This window comes from Bartonella sp. MR168JLCBS (genome assembly GCF_042194175.1).
The window spans coordinates 41,405-59,142 of record NZ_JBHIMP010000006.1 but is presented as its reverse complement, the minus strand read 5'-3'; the positions used below and the strand labels follow the sequence as shown (position 1 = coordinate 59,142).

Annotated in this window: 11 protein-coding genes and 2 pseudogenes; 5 read left to right on the top strand and 8 right to left on the bottom strand. The window is 35.0% G+C overall.

The annotated features are described in order from the left end of the window. Positions 1-355 precede the first annotated feature (355 nt). Genes ACFIK8_RS05500 through ACFIK8_RS05480 form a run of 5 tightly spaced genes read left to right on the top strand, consistent with a single transcriptional unit; the run spans position 356 to position 4,068 of the window. Positions 356-667, top strand: a complete 312-nt coding sequence (locus ACFIK8_RS05500; RefSeq protein WP_375644746.1) for a prephenate dehydratase domain-containing protein — start codon at positions 356-358, stop codon at positions 665-667. After that, positions 654-1,859 (top strand): DUF6421 family protein, encoded by a 1,206-nt coding sequence (locus tag ACFIK8_RS05495; protein WP_375669021.1) that lies wholly within the window; start codon positions 654-656, stop codon positions 1,857-1,859. Before ACFIK8_RS05500 ends, ACFIK8_RS05495 begins: the two co-directional genes overlap by 14 nt. Further along, positions 1,856-2,782: a DMT family transporter gene (locus tag ACFIK8_RS05490; RefSeq protein WP_375669020.1), complete on the top strand. Its 927-nt coding sequence runs from the start codon at positions 1,856-1,858 to the stop codon at positions 2,780-2,782. The genes ACFIK8_RS05495 and ACFIK8_RS05490 overlap by 4 nt, the downstream gene beginning before the upstream one ends. A gap of 19 nt (positions 2,783-2,801) precedes the next feature. Further along, positions 2,802-3,104, top strand: coding sequence for a hypothetical protein (locus ACFIK8_RS05485; protein WP_375669019.1), 303 nt, complete (start codon positions 2,802-2,804; stop codon positions 3,102-3,104). Positions 3,105-3,141: 37 nt separating this feature from the next. After that, entirely contained in the window at positions 3,142-4,068 is a 927-nt protein-coding gene (locus ACFIK8_RS05480; RefSeq protein WP_375669018.1) for an acetyl-CoA carboxylase biotin carboxylase subunit family protein, read from the top strand. A 960-nt stretch (positions 4,069-5,028) separates the two neighbouring features. Here ACFIK8_RS05480 and ACFIK8_RS05475 read toward each other — a convergent pair. The 8 genes and pseudogenes from ACFIK8_RS05475 to hutH form a co-directional block, all read right to left on the bottom strand. Then, entirely contained in the window at positions 5,029-7,782 is a 2,754-nt protein-coding gene (locus tag ACFIK8_RS05475) for an autotransporter outer membrane beta-barrel domain-containing protein (protein ID WP_375669017.1), read from the bottom strand. A 1,561-nt stretch (positions 7,783-9,343) separates the two neighbouring features. Continuing rightward, positions 9,344-9,745, bottom strand: coding sequence for a hypothetical protein (locus tag ACFIK8_RS05470; RefSeq protein ID WP_015856534.1), 402 nt, complete (start codon positions 9,743-9,745; stop codon positions 9,344-9,346). Between the two features lie 367 nt (positions 9,746-10,112). Next, a pseudogene (locus ACFIK8_RS05465) lies at positions 10,113-10,514 on the bottom strand (hypothetical protein). A gap of 119 nt (positions 10,515-10,633) precedes the next feature. After that, positions 10,634-10,957, bottom strand: coding sequence for a hypothetical protein (locus ACFIK8_RS05460; RefSeq protein ID WP_375635866.1), 324 nt, complete (start codon positions 10,955-10,957; stop codon positions 10,634-10,636). A 19-nt stretch (positions 10,958-10,976) separates the two neighbouring features. Further along, positions 10,977-11,922: pseudogene (locus ACFIK8_RS05455) on the bottom strand (hemagglutinin repeat-containing protein); the annotation flags it as partial. An 854-nt stretch (positions 11,923-12,776) separates the two neighbouring features. Then, positions 12,777-14,153, bottom strand: a complete 1,377-nt coding sequence (locus ACFIK8_RS05450; RefSeq protein ID WP_375669016.1) for an amino acid permease — start codon at positions 14,151-14,153, stop codon at positions 12,777-12,779. Positions 14,154-15,084: 931 nt separating this feature from the next. Further along, on the bottom strand, positions 15,085-15,447 hold the full coding sequence (locus tag ACFIK8_RS05445; protein WP_375635864.1) for a hypothetical protein: 363 nt from the start codon (positions 15,445-15,447) through the stop codon (positions 15,085-15,087). A gap of 317 nt (positions 15,448-15,764) precedes the next feature. Next, a complete protein-coding gene (gene hutH, locus ACFIK8_RS05440) occupies positions 15,765-17,303 on the bottom strand; it encodes a histidine ammonia-lyase (RefSeq protein WP_375635863.1) in 1,539 nt (512 codons plus the stop codon). Positions 17,304-17,738 lie beyond the last annotated feature (435 nt).

Genomic DNA, 17,738 nt, shown 5'->3' with positions numbered 1-17,738 from the left:
TACATATATTTTGTAAATCACTAAATTATTTAACTTATTTTTATTGATATACTTCACATATTGCACTATATTAAATATATTCTTATACTTAAAAAGTATATAAGTCATACAATCTGAAAATAATACTTTTATCTATACACTTGGTCCTACAGATACTAACTGCACAGCTGCAGCACAATAGTGGCTTGACAATCACAATCAAAATATTTCTTCCGCTGATTTAGAATCACGTATTATCTTATACGCAACTCTTAAAAGAGCCTTTAATGAACTTGCTCAGAAAAAGGATGGATATCTCTTAAGCTGTGCTGCTTACCCTGATTTGCATACACTCATATTTACCCGTTTAAGTAATATGCAATTATTTGACAGCTTTATCATGCCTACTCACTCTATGGTTTTAGCTAAACGCAATAACATTGATGAAATTAAAACCGTAGCGACTCATCCTGCCCCGCAATCTCTGGTAGCTCATCAATATGACAAAGTATTTGCCAACAGCAATGCTGATGCAGCCGTTCTTTGTAAGGCTGAAAAAGCCGATGCTTGTATCACAACATCGGTTGCGGCAAATCGCTATAGGCTGAGTATTGTCGAAAATTTTGGACAAGTGCCAATGGCCTTTTTGCTCCACTCACTAAAGTCAACTAATCATGAAAAAATCTGAAGCGCTTCTTTCCATTGTTAACTTGGTTGACAAATTCCGTATGCGCCAAGAACGAGATGGGAGCATTAAGGAACCAACTTCGGTAGATAGTAATATGATCAATGAATTGATTACTCTGCTGAACCACCATGCCAATATTCTTGACGGATTATCTCCAAAACTTTTAGCGACCATTTCTGATGATCTTCATCAGTGGATGATCAGCGGTTTAACGACCCCTCCTAAATTTGATAACACTTTGGCTGCTTTCAAAGCCCCATTACCAGATGCTCCCTTGTTTTTCTTGGCTCCAATGCGTGCAACAAATGGACCTGATCCAGAAGGATTCCGGCTGGAATTAGTTACAGGATATCGTCATGAAACGGACTATCTTGCTGACGCCTCAAAATATACAAATAATTATGTATCACCATTTCAATGTATAAAAATGGGAATAGCGTCAAGAGGTTTTTTAGAAGGCAATTGCATTGTTCTATTCCCAGAATCTGTAGCGACTGCTAAGAAAATTGATAAGCAAGCATTTGCTTTGTTTTTTTTCAGTAAATTCTTTGATATTTACAACAAGCAAACAATTGTGGAAGCTGAACGTTTACTCGGTCGAGATAGTAAATTTCTGTTCGGTCAATTGCATAGTCGTAACTTATCTAAAGAAGACATTTACGATGCTCGCTGTTCGTGGGGCTATTACCATGACTATGCACATCATACTGGACCGCGGCCATTAGATAAAAATCTGTATATAAAATTAAATTGGTTCACAGGTCTTCTAGAAGAAACTAAAGTTGATTTAATTACAGTGCGTATTATGCTACAAAATCATCCAAAATTTTGGAAAGAAATAACTGAATTTATCCTATTAGAACGCATATTCCGTTATCCAAAAGATTCTGATCAGCATATGACATTCGATGCTGGTACAGGGATCTTGCTTTTTGAAATGTTAACGCGGAACAAAGCATTGATTGAAACAAATCAAGGTTATCTTCAATTTGATTTGGAGCGTCTTGAAAAAGTAATAATATTGATGATAGCAGATATAGAAGCACTTGAAACATTAGATGATGACGCTTATTTGGCAAGAGCTAAGGATTATATCCAAAATAATCTTGGTAAGCCGCAAACTTCACAGTCACGATTTAATTTTTCAACATCATATTATGCACAGCGAGTGATTAGGGGATTAAATCATTGAGTTTTATAAAAGGACGGTTACTATTATTTACTTTTGCCATTCTAGCATTGTTTTCCATAAGTTGGTTATTATCTAAGAATTTGGTTAGCAATATACCCGTCATGCATGCGGTTGGACTTAGGTTGTTTGCCACCGCTGCCACCTTATGGCTGATTGCAGTATTTCGTGAGAAAGCTGTTTTCAGATCCCTACCATTGCTTTCCATGATACCTTCTTTTTTAATTCTATCAGTGTTAGGATTCTCGTTATATTTTGTATGCAGCTTTGGTGCATTAAAATCGCTCAAAGCCAGTGATTTAACTATGGCTCTCGCTACTATTCTAGGTATTACCTACATATTGGGTGCACTGACGAATAGCCTTACGTTCTCATGGTTAAAACTTATCGGTATGATAATTGTCAGTGTAGCAGCTATAGCATTTAATATAAACAGTGCAGAGGGTGGATATTACAGCCTAATAGGAATAGCTCTTGCCTTAACAGCAGCACTTTCTTACTCTGCTTATGGCTTATTGTCTAAACGTTATCTTGAAAATCTACCTTTGCTCACCTCACTGGCTTGGATCACGACAATTTCTGCAGCATCATTTATGCCATTATTTATTTTTGATCCTGCCCCACTCTTATATCTTAAGTTAGAAGACATACTTAGGATATTGATTTTAGGAGCTTTTTTATCATCACTAGGTTACGTATTGTACCAAAAAGTTTTAGCCGAAAGAGACGTATTATACACCAATACTATCGGCGTATTAGCTCCTTTTGCAGTCGTAGCATGTGAACGGATAATCGGTTCGAGCACTTCTCTAAGTGCTCTCAAAATAATTGCTATGATTGTAGTTGTTATAGGGATAATACTCTTAATTTATAGACGCGTCAAAAGTATCTGGATAGCAACTAAAACACCGTTCCAAAAATTCTAAATTATAAGGAAAAAATAAAATGAAAAAACTGGCGTTAGTATGTCAGCGTAATACAAAAATACCCTTTATATTTGAAGCTGCAAAAGCAGCTAACATCGAATTAATAATGATTTATGATATTGCTGAAAGTGCACCTATTCAGCTACCAGCGGCAGTAACCTCAACTTGGCAACTTCCTGTTTTTGATAATCCAGAGTTAGCCCTAGACGCTTTTGCAGCCGGAGTGAAAGAACGCAATATTGGTGGAGTTATGACCCTTTTCGAAAAAGCCATCCTATGGACAGCTTTAGCTGCAAAAAAAAATCAATACTCCCAGTATTGAGCCAGAAGTAGCGGCATTAACCCGAAACAAATATCTAATGCGTCAAGCTTTTGCTAAAGCAGGGCTGAGAACACCAAGATTTTTTTATATAGATAATCCAGAAGATCTATCACAAGCTCATACTTTAGGCTGGCCGCTAGTCATTAAACCCGTTTCTGGAGCCGGTAGTATAGGCGTAATGTTAGCTAAAAATTCTGAAGAATTTCCTGATCTCATCAAAGCGGTATGGAATGTTCAGCATAAAGATATGGCACGTTTCAACGATAACAATAAATCTTTAGGTTTAGTAGTAGAACAGTATTTACCAGGAAAAGAATTTGTTGTGGAATGCTTTGTCGATGCAGCAGGTGTGCATATTCTAGCTATTGGAGACAAGGGACAGCCTGAAGGACCATGGTTCGAAGAAACAATTTATCGTCAACGCTATGATATAGATGATCCTTTAATTATTGCTTTATGTGAGGCTGCATGCTCTGGAGTTAAAGCTCTTGGTATAAACATGGGAGCTGCCCATGTAGAGCTACGCTTAGATGCTAATAACTTACCTTATGTAATTGAGATCGGCGCTCGTATAGGTGGGTCAGGTGTTTCCCATTTTATTGTGGAGCAAGGTACAGGGATTTCATTTGCAAAACTATGTATGAATGCCGCTTTAGCTGAACAAAACTTAGACCTTCCCGATATACTCCCAGCTGAAAAAGTGGCGGCAAATTACATTATTCCTCTTCGTGGTCATGGAAGGTTTTCCGGATTTTCAGGTCTAGATAAGGTTGCACAGCATCCACTAACTGCTAGAACTATCATTTTCTTTGAAACCGATCATATTTCACCACCTCCACCAGCATTCGGTGGATATCCTGGTTTTATTTTCTCTGTTCATGACTCAAACGAAGAAGCACGCAATTACCACAAATGGCTCGATGACACCTTAAGCATCATATGGAAACACCATGTTTATCAATAGTCCGATAAAGATATTTCTACTGACGCTCAACTTTGATATAAATCTTATCGATACAAATGAAGTCACAATGCGAATGCGATTGCCTAAAACTTTGCAAACATTTTCCCATTAAAGATGCATATTTCAAAAACCAAGAATTGAGGAAGATATGACCTACTTTTACACCCCATTTTAATAAAAGCTCTTCAATATTTCTATATTTGAAACAATAATGAAAACTTATAAACGACTTTTTTGATACGACCAATTTCTTCTCCCCATATCTCAAAGAAGAAAAGAAAGATCTTACCGCCTCCACTCTAATTTAAAAGTTATATTTCATATCTATTTCACAAATAAGACATGATCTTGTTCATATATTCAATACAGTCATTAGAACATTTTTTTTAAGGATTTATCCTTATAAGAACTAAAGATGTTGCATTTGATTTTAAAAGTATTCACGCTTTACCACTTTTCTCATTATCCACCTACAATAATGCGATTGATACAAACAGCTTCAAAAACGCTTTTTACAAAATTTTAAAGCATAAAAACACGAAACGATAGAGCTCTATATTTTTCAAATCCCCTCCTTTCCTCAACAGCAAAAGCTCTTAATCAGCAGGCCAATACTCCCTGCCTTTCATGATTGATATCAGCGACCTCAAATGACAGTACTTTACAGCATGATAGGATAATAATGCTACTATTTTAAAAAGCTGATGACGAATACATCCCCAATATTTATAGCCCAAATAACACAAATAGATTTACAGTCTCATTGTCAATTTTTTTTGAAGCATTTAAGCACCTTTATCAATCGGATAAAAAACACATCAACGTGATCCTTTGATACTTATTAAAACACATGATACCATTATTAAAAGAAGGGACTAAAATTCTGCACCATCAATGGTTTTAATCTCGACAATAAAACAAAACTTTAAAAATCACATTTATTATTTTTAAAACGATTTATTAAAAATGATAGCGCAAACCACCAGAAAAATGAACTCCAGAAAAACCAGCCTTGGTTAACCTATGCTGATAGCTAAGATCACTGTGAAGTGTAACTTTAGAAGAAAACTGCGCATTAATACCCAAACCTGTTTCTAAAGAAGAACCAAAAGAACCCAACTGGAAAACATCTTTAAAATGAACAAATTGTTTTTTACCAAAACGATTAGAAAGATGAATATTACCATAAAAACAAATGGTACGATCCTTTTCAGATGCTGAAAATGTTTTATTTAAACGCCCCCCAATACGCACCAACCATTGACCTATTTTTTTCATCTCAACATCAAATCCATCAATATCACGAAACTTATCAAATTGAAGATGTTGATAAATAAGCTGGAGTTGCGGATCAAAAATAAGATCTTCATATCCTGTCATAAACACTTTACCAGCAGAAAACGAAACGTTCAAAGGATTTGCTTTTAATGTCGCCGTTTTACCCCAAGCATGGGTAAGCACATCCCCTTTAAACAAACCATAAGATAAAAGACCATCTACATAAAAACCAGTGTTGTGTTTCACACTACCGTATGTCGTAAATGACCATTTATTAAACGTACTCTTTTGGCTTTGTTCCACGTTACGAGGTTGTAAGGAAAGCTTTCCATAGGTTCCCATAATCCCAAAAGATGTCATACTATATGCGCTCTCTATTGTTTTGAGCAAAATGTCTGTTTTTATAGCGTTATAATCAACATTACCATCGTACCCATATTTAAGTGTAGAAAGATCTGAGACATAACGATAACTCCCACCATAACCGTGGACAGATAAAGCAAAATTCCCTTCAACTTTTAATAATTTGCGAGGAATAGACTGCGTAACTTGCAATTCCTTTTGTTGATTACTGATATCCATGAGTCCAATATGAAACAAAGCATTTGGTAACAAAAGATAGGTTGGAACTTGTGGAACAACCTCTCTGACCTTTAACTCAGAATGAGGGATAACAGACACTCCCAAAGAAGGCTGAATATACTTACTTTCAAGGCGAAAATCCCAAAAATCTCCATTTCCTTCAACCAATCTTTGAGAAATTTGTACATTTCCAAGCGTAGAATTTGGACCATAAGCATGAAGATAATATTGATAAGGCAACCCCTCTAATGCAATATAAGCACGATTTAACTGAAAAGAATCTTCTGCCGCTTTTCCAGAAACCTGAATAAGTGAAATACTATGAGCATTTTCACCGGTTGCTATCTCCCCCTGATTTCCTGCAACAAATTGCACATAAACTGTCGTTTTTCCAGAAACATCGCCATGTATCAAAAGCCGATCAGTCTTTTTATTATCGAGCAAACCCTCACTACTGAAATGTGTATTGAGATAAATATCTGCCCTATCTTGCGCACTATAAACTTCTTTTTCTCCCTTCCCAATATGAAGTGTCTGATACTCCTGAAACATTGGAGTCTCAAAAGCAATAAAACTATCAGAAATTTTTACAAATGAAATAAATGAATTTGTGCGGTTTGCAACTTGCGAATCTATCTCTCTTCTTTTTGTCAAAAACCATTTTGATCCCCCTGTCAAATAAAGCTCAGCAATAGAATTATCGGCAACACGAGTCCCTCCTATCAATGAAGAAGAATCAGCCAAAATCGCTACAGCCCCCCCCTTTTCAACTGTTAATAATAAGTCACCAAAAATTTTTGTACCTTCTGTTACTCCAATATAACTACGACTGTTATTACTATGAACAGCTGTCCCATCTGGAACCTCAAAAATCGTCCTTTTCAAAAAGACAAACCCCTGTTCATACGCATTATTTTCCCCATCCCTCTCAAAATACATACCATGTTTGTTACCTATTGCTTTAATTGTTGAATCTTCAATATTAACCCGCGAAATTAAAATATTTCCTTCCCTGCCATTATTGGACAGTGTATTAGAATCTTGTCCAACTGTTAAAACATGAACATCCGTAGAAATAATATTAGTATTTTTTAAATAAACAGAGCCCTGATGTTTTACATTGAAAACTGTATGTGCAATCTTTTTATTTGTATTTTCATTGTCTTCTGTTTTTTGATATTTTGAAGTAATGGTAACACCATCTAAAGTCGCACTCCCCCCTCTCCCCACATAAAGCGCAGCAGCATCATTCACATCAATAAATCCGCTTTTCATCTGAATACCCGCATCAGCCCTAACGAAAAGAGCACTCTCTTGACCGATACCCAAACCTTCCACTTTAATTTTTGTATTCGTTAACGTAACAGATGCTCCTCGCTTCTCTGCATAAGCTGCAATCTGAGAAGCCTCAATTGTTCCACGATTAACCTCAATCATTCCACTATCAGCTTTAAGACCTATTGACACATTTTTAAAAGCTGAATCACTCAAAACAATTCTTCCCCCTTGTGATACAGAAACACCATAAATATCTTCTATACCCGCAGTAGCTTCAACCTCTACACGCATTGCCTGAATAACTGTATTTGGCTCCTGCACTACTATAGCAGCAGGCAACATGAGAGAACTACCCTCCCCATTCTTTTCTTTAACAGGTACCGTGAACTTATATACTTTATCACTAATTGTATGCTTTACACCATCACTGCATTTATAAGGCAATTTGTTTTCGTCACATAACAGTGATACAAATGCATGAGAATGCGCCTCAATATTTATATTTAATAAAAAAGAAAAAATAGCTGCTGTAAAAACACACAAATACAAGTGATTGTTAGATACCTTGGTTATCATTGTTTTTCAAAACTTTCTTTTTTTCAACAAAACAAAAAATGCTGGCAAAAAATAAAACCACGAATTAAGCACAATAAGAATAAAACAAACAAAATTATTTTATTTTTTCTGATAAATTATAGCGTTTCATAATATGTTTTGTATTTTATGTAAAGAAAGAACAAAAAGTTTAAAAATACCATTTAGGATGACAATCTTTTTAAAGAGTACATCCCAAGAACCACTGAGAACTGCAATACGAAATGCAAAAAAACTAATCTCAAAAAAACGCGAAAAAATGCAAATTTTTAAGAGATATAATATTCAATTTATCTCACCACCGAAAAATAAAAATATAACAAAATGAGAATAATTTTTAAGATCTAAACAATCAAAACGTTTTAATAAAAACACGACATAATGAGATATAGTATATGAAAGCTATAACAGCATCATTTCTTCAACTACAACAAAAAAATAAAAAATCGCACACTAATGTATAAGCTAATGTACACAGTTTCTGTATTAAAAATGCTAGATATCTAATAAAAAATTTGAATAAATAAATGTAATACTTTATAAATATATTATCTCAAAAAAATATCATAAAATGAAAAGATCTTTATATCAAAATTACTTGTATAATACTTTAGATCTTTTGATAAAATCTAAAATACAGTAAAACACTCACCATCTTGAAATTAAAAAACACCAAAATAAAATTTCATCAAAATCAGTTTTATGAAAGCTATCTGTTTATTATCGTTAAAGAAGATATTTTAGAAAAGCTATTATTTACCATTCTTTATATTGAATAAATTTCTCTAAACAACAACTCACTATCCTCCGCTATCATCATCTGACAACAACACTATTGCTAATCTCGTAGCTGCTGAATATAATTATATTGAGACAAAAGAGCCGTATTTCTCTCTTCTTCCGTTTAATATTTTCATTCAATTATTGCTTTAAAATGAATATTCTACTGTTGATAATCACTTGTGCAAAGCTTTTTTTATTTACTAGCGTTTTTTATTATTCATCAAGACGTAACATCTTTTTCGTCTAATTGGTTACACCAAAAATATCATTATCTATAGCCTGCTGATACCTTACTACCATTAAATTGGCTAAAAATGAATCACTTTGTGATACTGATAAAAAATAAATTCTCTTTGAATGTTACGATTTGTATCGATAACCTTCTTTAGTCATGCATTCATAAATTGCTGCAAACTCACTTGCACACAAATCCATATTTTCAGGAAAAGCGTAGATCGGCTGCCTGCCACATTTGAACAGTGCTTGTGAGATCGTAGATTTATTGACATTGGACTTTTCTCATAATGCCAAGATCGATTGGGGGAGATTTGCTAACACATCCAGCAGCGCTTAATAAAATTATAACACTCAATAATTTCAATATTTTTCATTTCCCCTCCTTCAATATTTACGATAGAAAGGCTGAAAAGCTTGCTAGTATTTTTTCGCATGCAATATGGCTAGTACATTAAAAAAGCAACCTCGCCCCCCCATGCGAGAAAAAGAACACGAGAATTATTGATTACAGAAACATCAACACCTAAGGTTGACATTCAGGTTGTTCTTTATGCTCTTTACAATGAGGACTATTCAAACGCCTCTCTACACTTCGCTGAGGAATAACTGCATCAGGCTGACAAATTGGAAGATGTTCATATTTCTCACACCACTTCACCCTTCCCAATTTATCTCGGAAACCTGCTTGGATCATACATGCATTCTCTGCCTCCTCAGCATTGAATTTCTCATCCATACTTGTTTCTGTATCAAGACGACCATCAAAATGCTGCACTCCGCATTCCAACAGAGCTTTTTTGATCTCAAGCTGATCTGCGCCGGGCTTTTCCCATGCATCTACGGCTGTTCGAGAAGGCTGCTCTTCGTAACATCCAGCCATAACAAATAAAGTTATCCCGCTTAATAATTTTAAAATATGCTTCATTTTCCTATCCTTGAGTAATTTTGATATTACGAAACAATCTATAAATTATTTTACATGCTGTTTTTTTATTTCCAAAACAATGATGGATATTATCAACCTTTATTATTTTTACCTTTCCGAAGATTATACCATTATTATTATATCAAAAATACGGTAAAATTATTACTAAAATCATATTCTATCAACAGCATACCTATAATTAATTATCAATATTTTGATTACAACAAAAATAGATATTTTTATATTATTGCGCCTACAGTTGTAGTACCCATAAATAAATAGCATTGAAATGGTGAATTAAGTCCCCCCCCCCCGCACAGGCATGAGAAACATGAAGGTAGTGATTGTTGATCATCACCAGCAAAAATTAAGGCTGGCATTCAGGTGCGGTTTTATATTTTTTACAAAACGAGCTGTTCAAACGCTTCTTGACACTTCGTTGCGGGATAACAGCACTAGGACGACAAATGGGGAGGTTTTCATCTTTATTAAGTATAACACCAATATAGTCCTCCCCATTTGTAGTGGAATTTTGCTTGGATCATGCAAGCATCAATGGAAGCCTCTGCATTGAGGCTTAACTTTTTATTTTCTGGAAAGACATCATACGAGGTTGGCATGCCACATTCTAACAGTGCTTTTCCTACCTCAGTAAAGTCTGCTCCAAGCTTCTCCCAAGCACTCAAAACTCCTAGTGGGGCTTGTAGATGTTATATCCAGCGACCTTTAACAGAATGAGACCACTTAATAATTTTAAGTTTTGTTTCATTTTTTTCTCCATAAATAACCTAAACCTAAATTATCTAAAATCGAATAAATTGGCATAATATGAAGCGTTCCATACTACCTTGCACACGTATAAGGCGCATGACTATAACAATTCTAGGATCATAGCCCGCCTAGCGCTCTCCCCTCCTTTCGCATGGGAATTGCTGGTGGAAATAATACATAAGGGAACTCCGAGGGTACCTTATAAAAAGTAGGTGGATTGTGACCAAATCCTATACCAATGGGGTTAAGTAAATGATTTTGTAGGTAGACATGATCTTTTTCGCCATCATTTACGACATATAATGGATTCGCTATCGGTAGAGCCTTATCAGCTGTTCCAAAAAGATAGATATCTGTTTTCTTTGCTATATTGTGAATGCCACGCTTTTTAAAGTCACGCAATCCTTTACCTACTGTTATGGCACCTGGAGCTATGTGCACGAACAATCGCTGCTCTATTGCCATTTAGTCCGCCAATCAAACCATTGCCGATTTTGTGTTTCACATCCCCATGAGCAAAACGTTTTGCTACATCTCTTGTATCTTTTATGGTACCAAGAATGCCCACATTGACAGATCCTGTCACACCAGCAAAGGACTTTTCAGGCATCTCTTGTGTCTTAGAGATATCATAGTTTTCCGAAAGCGTGATATTATTGCCAGCATCGACGTTGACATCACACTCTGCCGAAACATTTGTCGGCTTTCATGTTTACATCATGATCAGCAGTAATCCGCACATCTCCGCGCACTTTGAAATAGGATTGAACGGAGGTATTTTCCTATTGATCGCCATTGTCTTTCACACTCGTAACCCCAAACACCAATAGAAGCACCGTTGCTCTTTTCAAACTGAAAGCCAAAGCCTGTGCGCTCTTCCTGTGTACTCGAACTATGATTATTGTGACCCACAAACACATTGACATCATGCGCTGCCGAAAGGTTAATACCCTCCCCTGCAAGATCAGAGTCTACTACGCTCACATCTTTTTTCTTGAGCGTAATGTTGATATTACAGTTAACATTGAGAGAAGAGCCTTGATGTTCAAAACTCTCTTTATTTTTTGTCTTTGTTTCGCTCCCGTATATCGAAACAAAATTTTTGCCTGAACCCACATCAAAACCTGTTGCATGCGTCTGTAAATGGCTGCTATGATGGTCTATCATGCCAACAATCGTCACACTTTCTCCCATTACATTGATATCTTGACCGGAAATCAGATGAGAAACAATAATCATAGCATCTCCGTGTAAATCCGTATCAATTTTGCCCGTTGCCTCAAGGATAGAGGAAATCGTTGTGATATGCGTTTCAGAGCTATTGGAAGATTTCTCGTGTAAAAAGCCACTTTCCGATGATTTTTTTGCTGATCGTAGTGTTCTTGAGCACCTTTTATAATAATATTGAATAATTTTGCACCACAATACAGTTGCGGAGTGCATTTTGTCCTTCTCCACTTGTGATAAAAATTACTCCCGTATCAATTTTATAAAAAATAAGTTTGATCCTTGCTCTTTTGCTCGCAATAACAACAAGAATCGTAAAACTATCACACGTTCATTGTTCTCTTTAATTTACTCTTCTTAATTTACTCTTCTATGAAATTTTATTGTGATACCTTGCTGCTCTTTATTGAAGTTTTTGCAAACACAATGATACAATGCCTCCAATGACTTTATTATCCACTATTTTCTACCAACGCCAATCCTCTTTGAGAAAAAAATAATAGAAATAAAAAACTTCTCCCCTTTACCCCATAACAACCAAAATATCCTTTTAAAGGACACAGAAGACTCCAACCCTTTTTTTCAAGAGAATACATCAAGAACTTTATCTTCGCTTCTAAAAGCAATAGTAGTTCCTTAAACAACAAAATTTAAACAACCAATTTTTTAAAGAGCTTATAAAACAATAAAAATAATTCTTACAATAACTTATCTTGTAAAACAGAAATCCATTAATGCGTTTGAAAAAAGATATCTGCCTATAATCTTGTCTCTAGTAAAATCCATTTGCGTTGTTAGGCATTTTAACATGAAAGACTTATATTGATTGCAGAGCTCACCATCAAAAAACGCCTAATATTTATATGATTTGGTCATTACCATAAGCAATGGCTCACAAAAACTCCCAAAGTAAAATAATAACGAGCAGATTTTCTTCAATCTAGATTATACTAATCTTTAGAGAATAACAATCAAACAACTCTTCTCCTGATAACATCAGCTATTTGTTTTGAGTTTAACCTCTATTCACATTTTATTGCAGTTTCTTTTGCTTAAAATTATGAAGTTTAAGTGCATAAAAACAAATAACAAGCCAAGCAATCCAACTAAAACCTATAATTAAAACTGGTCGTGTCTCATCAAAATACCATAAGAGAATAAAAATAAAAACCATAAATAAAATAGAAAAAATCGATCCTATTGGCCAAAATGGAATTGGAAATTTTAAACTATTCTGTGCTTCTTTAGGCATCTTAATTCGCATAAAAACTTGTGAAAGTAGAATCATCATCCACACAAAAACTGTCGCGAATGTTGCCATTGCAGCAATAAGAAAAAAAAGCTTTTCATGGTAAAAATAATTAAGGACAGCACCAAGAAGAAAAATACCGAAGATCATCAAAATAACAAAAATTGGTATACCATTTTTTGATAAATATTGAAACTTCTTTAAAGCATAACCTTCCTGCGATAAACCATGTATCATGCGACAAGCACCATACATTCCACTATTCATTGCAGAAATAGCCGCTGTAACAACAACAATATTTAAGATATTTGCCGCATATGAAATCCCAAGATTTTCAAAAATGGATACAAAAGGGCTGTCCATAAGACCAATCTCATTCCAAGGATAAAGTGACATTAAAATAGCTAACGTCATGATATAAAAAAGCAAAATACGAACTGGAGTAGAATTAATTGCCTTTGAAATTGTTTGATGAGGGTTTTGAACTTCCATGACTGCCATCCCAATGATTTCTATACCACCAAAAGCAAAGACAACAACACTAAAGCAAGCTAAAAAACCAAACCAACCATTAGGAAAAATACCACCATTCTTCCATAAATTATGAACAGTAACAGTAGAAGAAACTGCACTTTCACCCCAACCACAAAAAATAATTACTATTCCTAAAATAATCATTGCAATGATAGCAATAACTTTAATAGAAGACAGCCAAAACTCTAGTTCACCATATACTTCTACGGCAGCTAAATTAATACCCGTGATAATTAACGTAATACTAAATGCCCATACCCAAGGAGCAACATCAGGATACCAAAAACCCATATAAGTCGCAAAAGCTGTAATATCAGCCAAACCAACAAGAATCATTTCAAATACATATGTCCATCCCGTTAAAAAACCTGCTAATGGCGATATGTAATTTGCTGCATAACGTGCAAAAGAACCAGGCAATGGATTATGAATAATCATCTCTCCTAAAGCCCGCATAACCATAAAAATAGCTAAACCAGCAATACAATAGGCAATCAAAACACTTGGACCCGCAAGCTTAATTGCCTGTGCAGACCCATAAAAAAGACCTGTTCCAATAGCAGAGCCAAGAGCTAAAAAAATAACTTGGCGCTTACTCATACCTCGTTTCAGTTCATTTCGTGCCATTACTTTCCTTCTTTATTGAAATGTTGACGAAAATCCACACCACAATAACAGCTTTATGATAAATAAAGCCTCATGTTTCTCTTTCGAAGATATACTTTAAAAGCATTCAACAATAGCCTTCCAGGTGCTTTATCCTAGGCAATGAAAAATACTTTTATTGCGAATGATTCAGCTTTTTATAGCCTAAGTTTTGTATCATTTTATTGAAATTACGTGATAATAAAATTTTTTATAATTGTCATTTAACTCATTTTTATATTTTCTATTTTTCTGCAGAAAATGTGGGATTGAATGCAAGATAATGTAAACATTTTTATTCATAAGGATAATTTATTGTTTTATATATTGAATTGGCTCCTCAATATCATAAGATTTTCTCTTTTCCAAACCTGTTCATATTGAAGCAATCAAAACTTTTCGTTTACACATTCTAAGCGAGATTGACGTGTGAATAAAAAACACATAAAGAAAGAAATAAAAATGCCTTTTAATAAACTGTCTCAAATACAAAAAGCTGTCGAAACTCGGAAAATAGATTATCTGATAGTATCAACTCGTATCTTCGTAACATAAAAAATAATGATGCACTATTAATCTTATACTTTTCACGAGAGTTTTTAGATTATACCAGTCACGGATGCAACCCTGACATGTAAGCTTAAGTATTGAGGAAATATTTTCTTAAAACAAACCCGTGTACGCAAAAAACAACACTGTTTTACATGAGAGGCATAAGCTTCCATTCATCATATGTGTTTTTCAAGGCTATAAATAAAAACCTTAAATTGATATCATCGTATTCAAGAGAAACATGCGTTAAACTTTCTATTAATACCGTATAAACCTTCTATACTTTTTAGTTTGTCACATCATCATAAATTGCATTCAACACCACGTGCACTCATTTTTAAAACCAATTGATATAGCTTAATCAATGATAAAGTGAATCTCGCCATTCCTCAAAGGCGTGAGAAATTTTAGCCCCAGCCCATCTTTTAAAAACTCCAGCCGCTTTAAATACAAGCTTTCCAAGCAAAAGAGCAACTGCGGCAAATATCATCTTTTCAACCTTTGGTCCAACAAGAGAGCGACTATTATTTCCACTTCTTTGATCTGAAACATTCATGATAGCTCCTCTTGTTACCTGAACAAAAATATCTTTCTCCTGTACCCATATAGCAATAAAACCACCCTGTTGAGATCTTCCTCTCCAAAAATTCGCGTGAGCCTCCACAATTTGCGAAAAACAAACAATGATTGCCATTAAAATACATAATAGACGATTTTTAGACATTTATTTTCCCTTTCTCGTGATTTAAAAGTACAAAAATTATAAACTATCTTTTAAAAAGAGAAATACTCAATAGAAATATTAATTTTAGTAAGTAATAATAAATATAATACACTCATTCATAAACTTATCTAAATTAGTTTATATCAAAAGATAAGCGTATTAAAGAGATAATTGTGAATAAACACAATACATAACAGCCAATAAATGGAAAAATATTTATTAATTATTATAAAGATATATTCATCATCTCTCCAATTTTTGTATAAAGAAATCTCATAATTAGGTCTCTCCTTCTCTTTTGAACTCAAAAATAAATATTATTTGGGTTCTAGTGAAGGAAAAATTGTTTCTGGTAAAATAGATAATAAGTGCCCTTCACGCACAAGTATATGTGCTTGATGAAGATCTGGAGCCAGATAGCGATCTTCCTTAAGAGAAGCAACATTTCTGCGTAAACATTCCATAACAGATTGCAAAAAAGCACTTGTTTTTAAAGGTGCACGATATTCAATTCCCTGTGCTGCAACAAGCGTTTCAATGCCAATAAGTGTAAAAAGATTTTCGCTCATTACCAATAACCGACGAGCTCCATGGCAAGCCATTGAAACATGATCTTCTTGATTAGCTGAAGTTGGTGTTGAATCAACGGAAGCAGGATGAGCCATTTGCTTATTTTCAGACATTAAAGCTGCTGCTGTTACTTCAGCAATCATAAAACCTGAATTAAGACCTGCATTATACGCTAAAAAAGCTGGAAGTCCATAAGAAACTGCTGGATCAACCATCAAAGCAATACGCCGTTGAGAAATAGATCCTATTTCACATAAAGCAAGAGCAATCTGATCAGCAGCAAACGCTACAGGCTCAGCATGAAAATTCCCACCTGATACAACTTCACCATTCCTTAAAATCAATGGATTATCTGTAACAGCATTTGCTTCAATAATCAGTGTTTTTGCTGCTGCTAGCAAAATATCAAAACATGCCCCCATGACCTGTGGCTGGCAACGTATACAATAAGGATCTTGTACACGCTCATCACCACGTAAATGTGCTGCACGAATTTCTGAATCCTCTACAAGCTTTTCTAATGTTTTCGATACAGCAATCTGCCCATGATGTCCTCGTAAAATATGGATATCAGGATGAAATGGCGCCGTTGATCCCATAATGGCATCTGTCGTCAAAGCTCCTGCCAGCAATCCACCACACAATGCCCGATAAGCTCGAAAAAGACCGGCAAGTGCAAGAGCTGTTGATGTTTGCGTCCCATTAATAAGAGCTAGACCTTCCTTTGCCTCTAAAATAATAGGGGACAATCCCGCTTTCTCTAATGCAACCGCTCCACTCATACGAATATTTTGAAAAAATGCTTCTCCTTCTCCCATCATAACAGCCGCCATGTGAGCAAGTGGAGCTAGATCACCTGAAGCACCAACAGACCCTTTTTCAGGAATGATAGGAATGACACCCTTTGCAAGCATATTTTCCAGCAAATTTACCAATTCTAGACGAACTCCTGAAGCCCCTCTTCCTAAAGAGATAAGCTTTAAGCTCATTATCAAACGCACAATATTTTCAGCTAAAGGCTCTCCTACCCCACAACAATGGGACAAAATAAGATTTCTCTGTAAAACAGCGACATCGTCCGCATCAATTTTAATAGAAGCCAACTTCCCAAAACCAGTATTAATACCGTACACAGGCTCACTTCCAGCAGCAATTTCAGCAATGCGCTGAGCCCCTTTCTCGATAGCTAAATGCGTGTCATTATGAAGTTTACTCACTTCACCATTAAAATAAATAGCTTCAAGTTCACTAAGCGTCACCTCGCTCGGTTTTAGTATAATAGTCATAATTTACTTTCTTTTTTAATCAAAGTATAATGTTTAGCATTATTGATCCTCCTATAAAACAAAAAAACTATAACGACTCTTTAAAACAAGAATGCTTTCTTAAAGGCATTCCTTACAATGGAGCCATTATCCAAAAGTAGACTAGTTGACGATAAATGAAAATGAAATATTGACAAGCACAACCAAGGTCATGGATTTCAAAAATAGATAACGCATTAATTTATAATCATAATCTAGCATTATTCATATTGAATGAGAAAGCCGAACATCTTAAGATTCTCCCATTCTAAATCCGTGTACGTTGAATCAGTCAAAACCATTCGCTTGCACGTCATAAGCGAAATTGGCGTATGGATAAGACTGTACAAAAAAGAACTAAAAACTCCTCTTATGAACCGTCTCAAAGGCTGTCGCAACATTGGGAGATGATAAAGT

What these genes read in the sequence shown, in the direction of transcription:
- ACFIK8_RS05500 (WP_375644746.1), top strand. Translation starts at nt 356, where the DNA reads ATGCAATTATTTGACAGCTTTATCATGCCTACTCACTCTATGGTTTTA.
- ACFIK8_RS05495 (WP_375669021.1), top strand. Translation starts at nt 654, where the DNA reads ATGAAAAAATCTGAAGCGCTTCTTTCCATTGTTAACTTGGTTGACAAA.
- ACFIK8_RS05485 (WP_375669019.1), top strand. Translation starts at nt 2,802, where the DNA reads ATGAAAAAACTGGCGTTAGTATGTCAGCGTAATACAAAAATACCCTTT.
- ACFIK8_RS05480 (WP_375669018.1), top strand. Translation starts at nt 3,142, where the DNA reads ATGCGTCAAGCTTTTGCTAAAGCAGGGCTGAGAACACCAAGATTTTTT.
- ACFIK8_RS05475 (WP_375669017.1), bottom strand. Translation starts at nt 7,782, where the DNA reads ATGATAACCAAGGTATCTAACAATCACTTGTATTTGTGTGTTTTTACA.
- ACFIK8_RS05470 (WP_015856534.1), bottom strand. Translation starts at nt 9,745, where the DNA reads ATGAAGCATATTTTAAAATTATTAAGCGGGATAACTTTATTTGTTATG.
- ACFIK8_RS05450 (WP_375669016.1), bottom strand. Translation starts at nt 14,153, where the DNA reads ATGGCACGAAATGAACTGAAACGAGGTATGAGTAAGCGCCAAGTTATT.
- ACFIK8_RS05445 (WP_375635864.1), bottom strand. Translation starts at nt 15,447, where the DNA reads ATGTCTAAAAATCGTCTATTATGTATTTTAATGGCAATCATTGTTTGT.
- hutH (WP_375635863.1), bottom strand. Translation starts at nt 17,303, where the DNA reads ATGACTATTATACTAAAACCGAGCGAGGTGACGCTTAGTGAACTTGAA.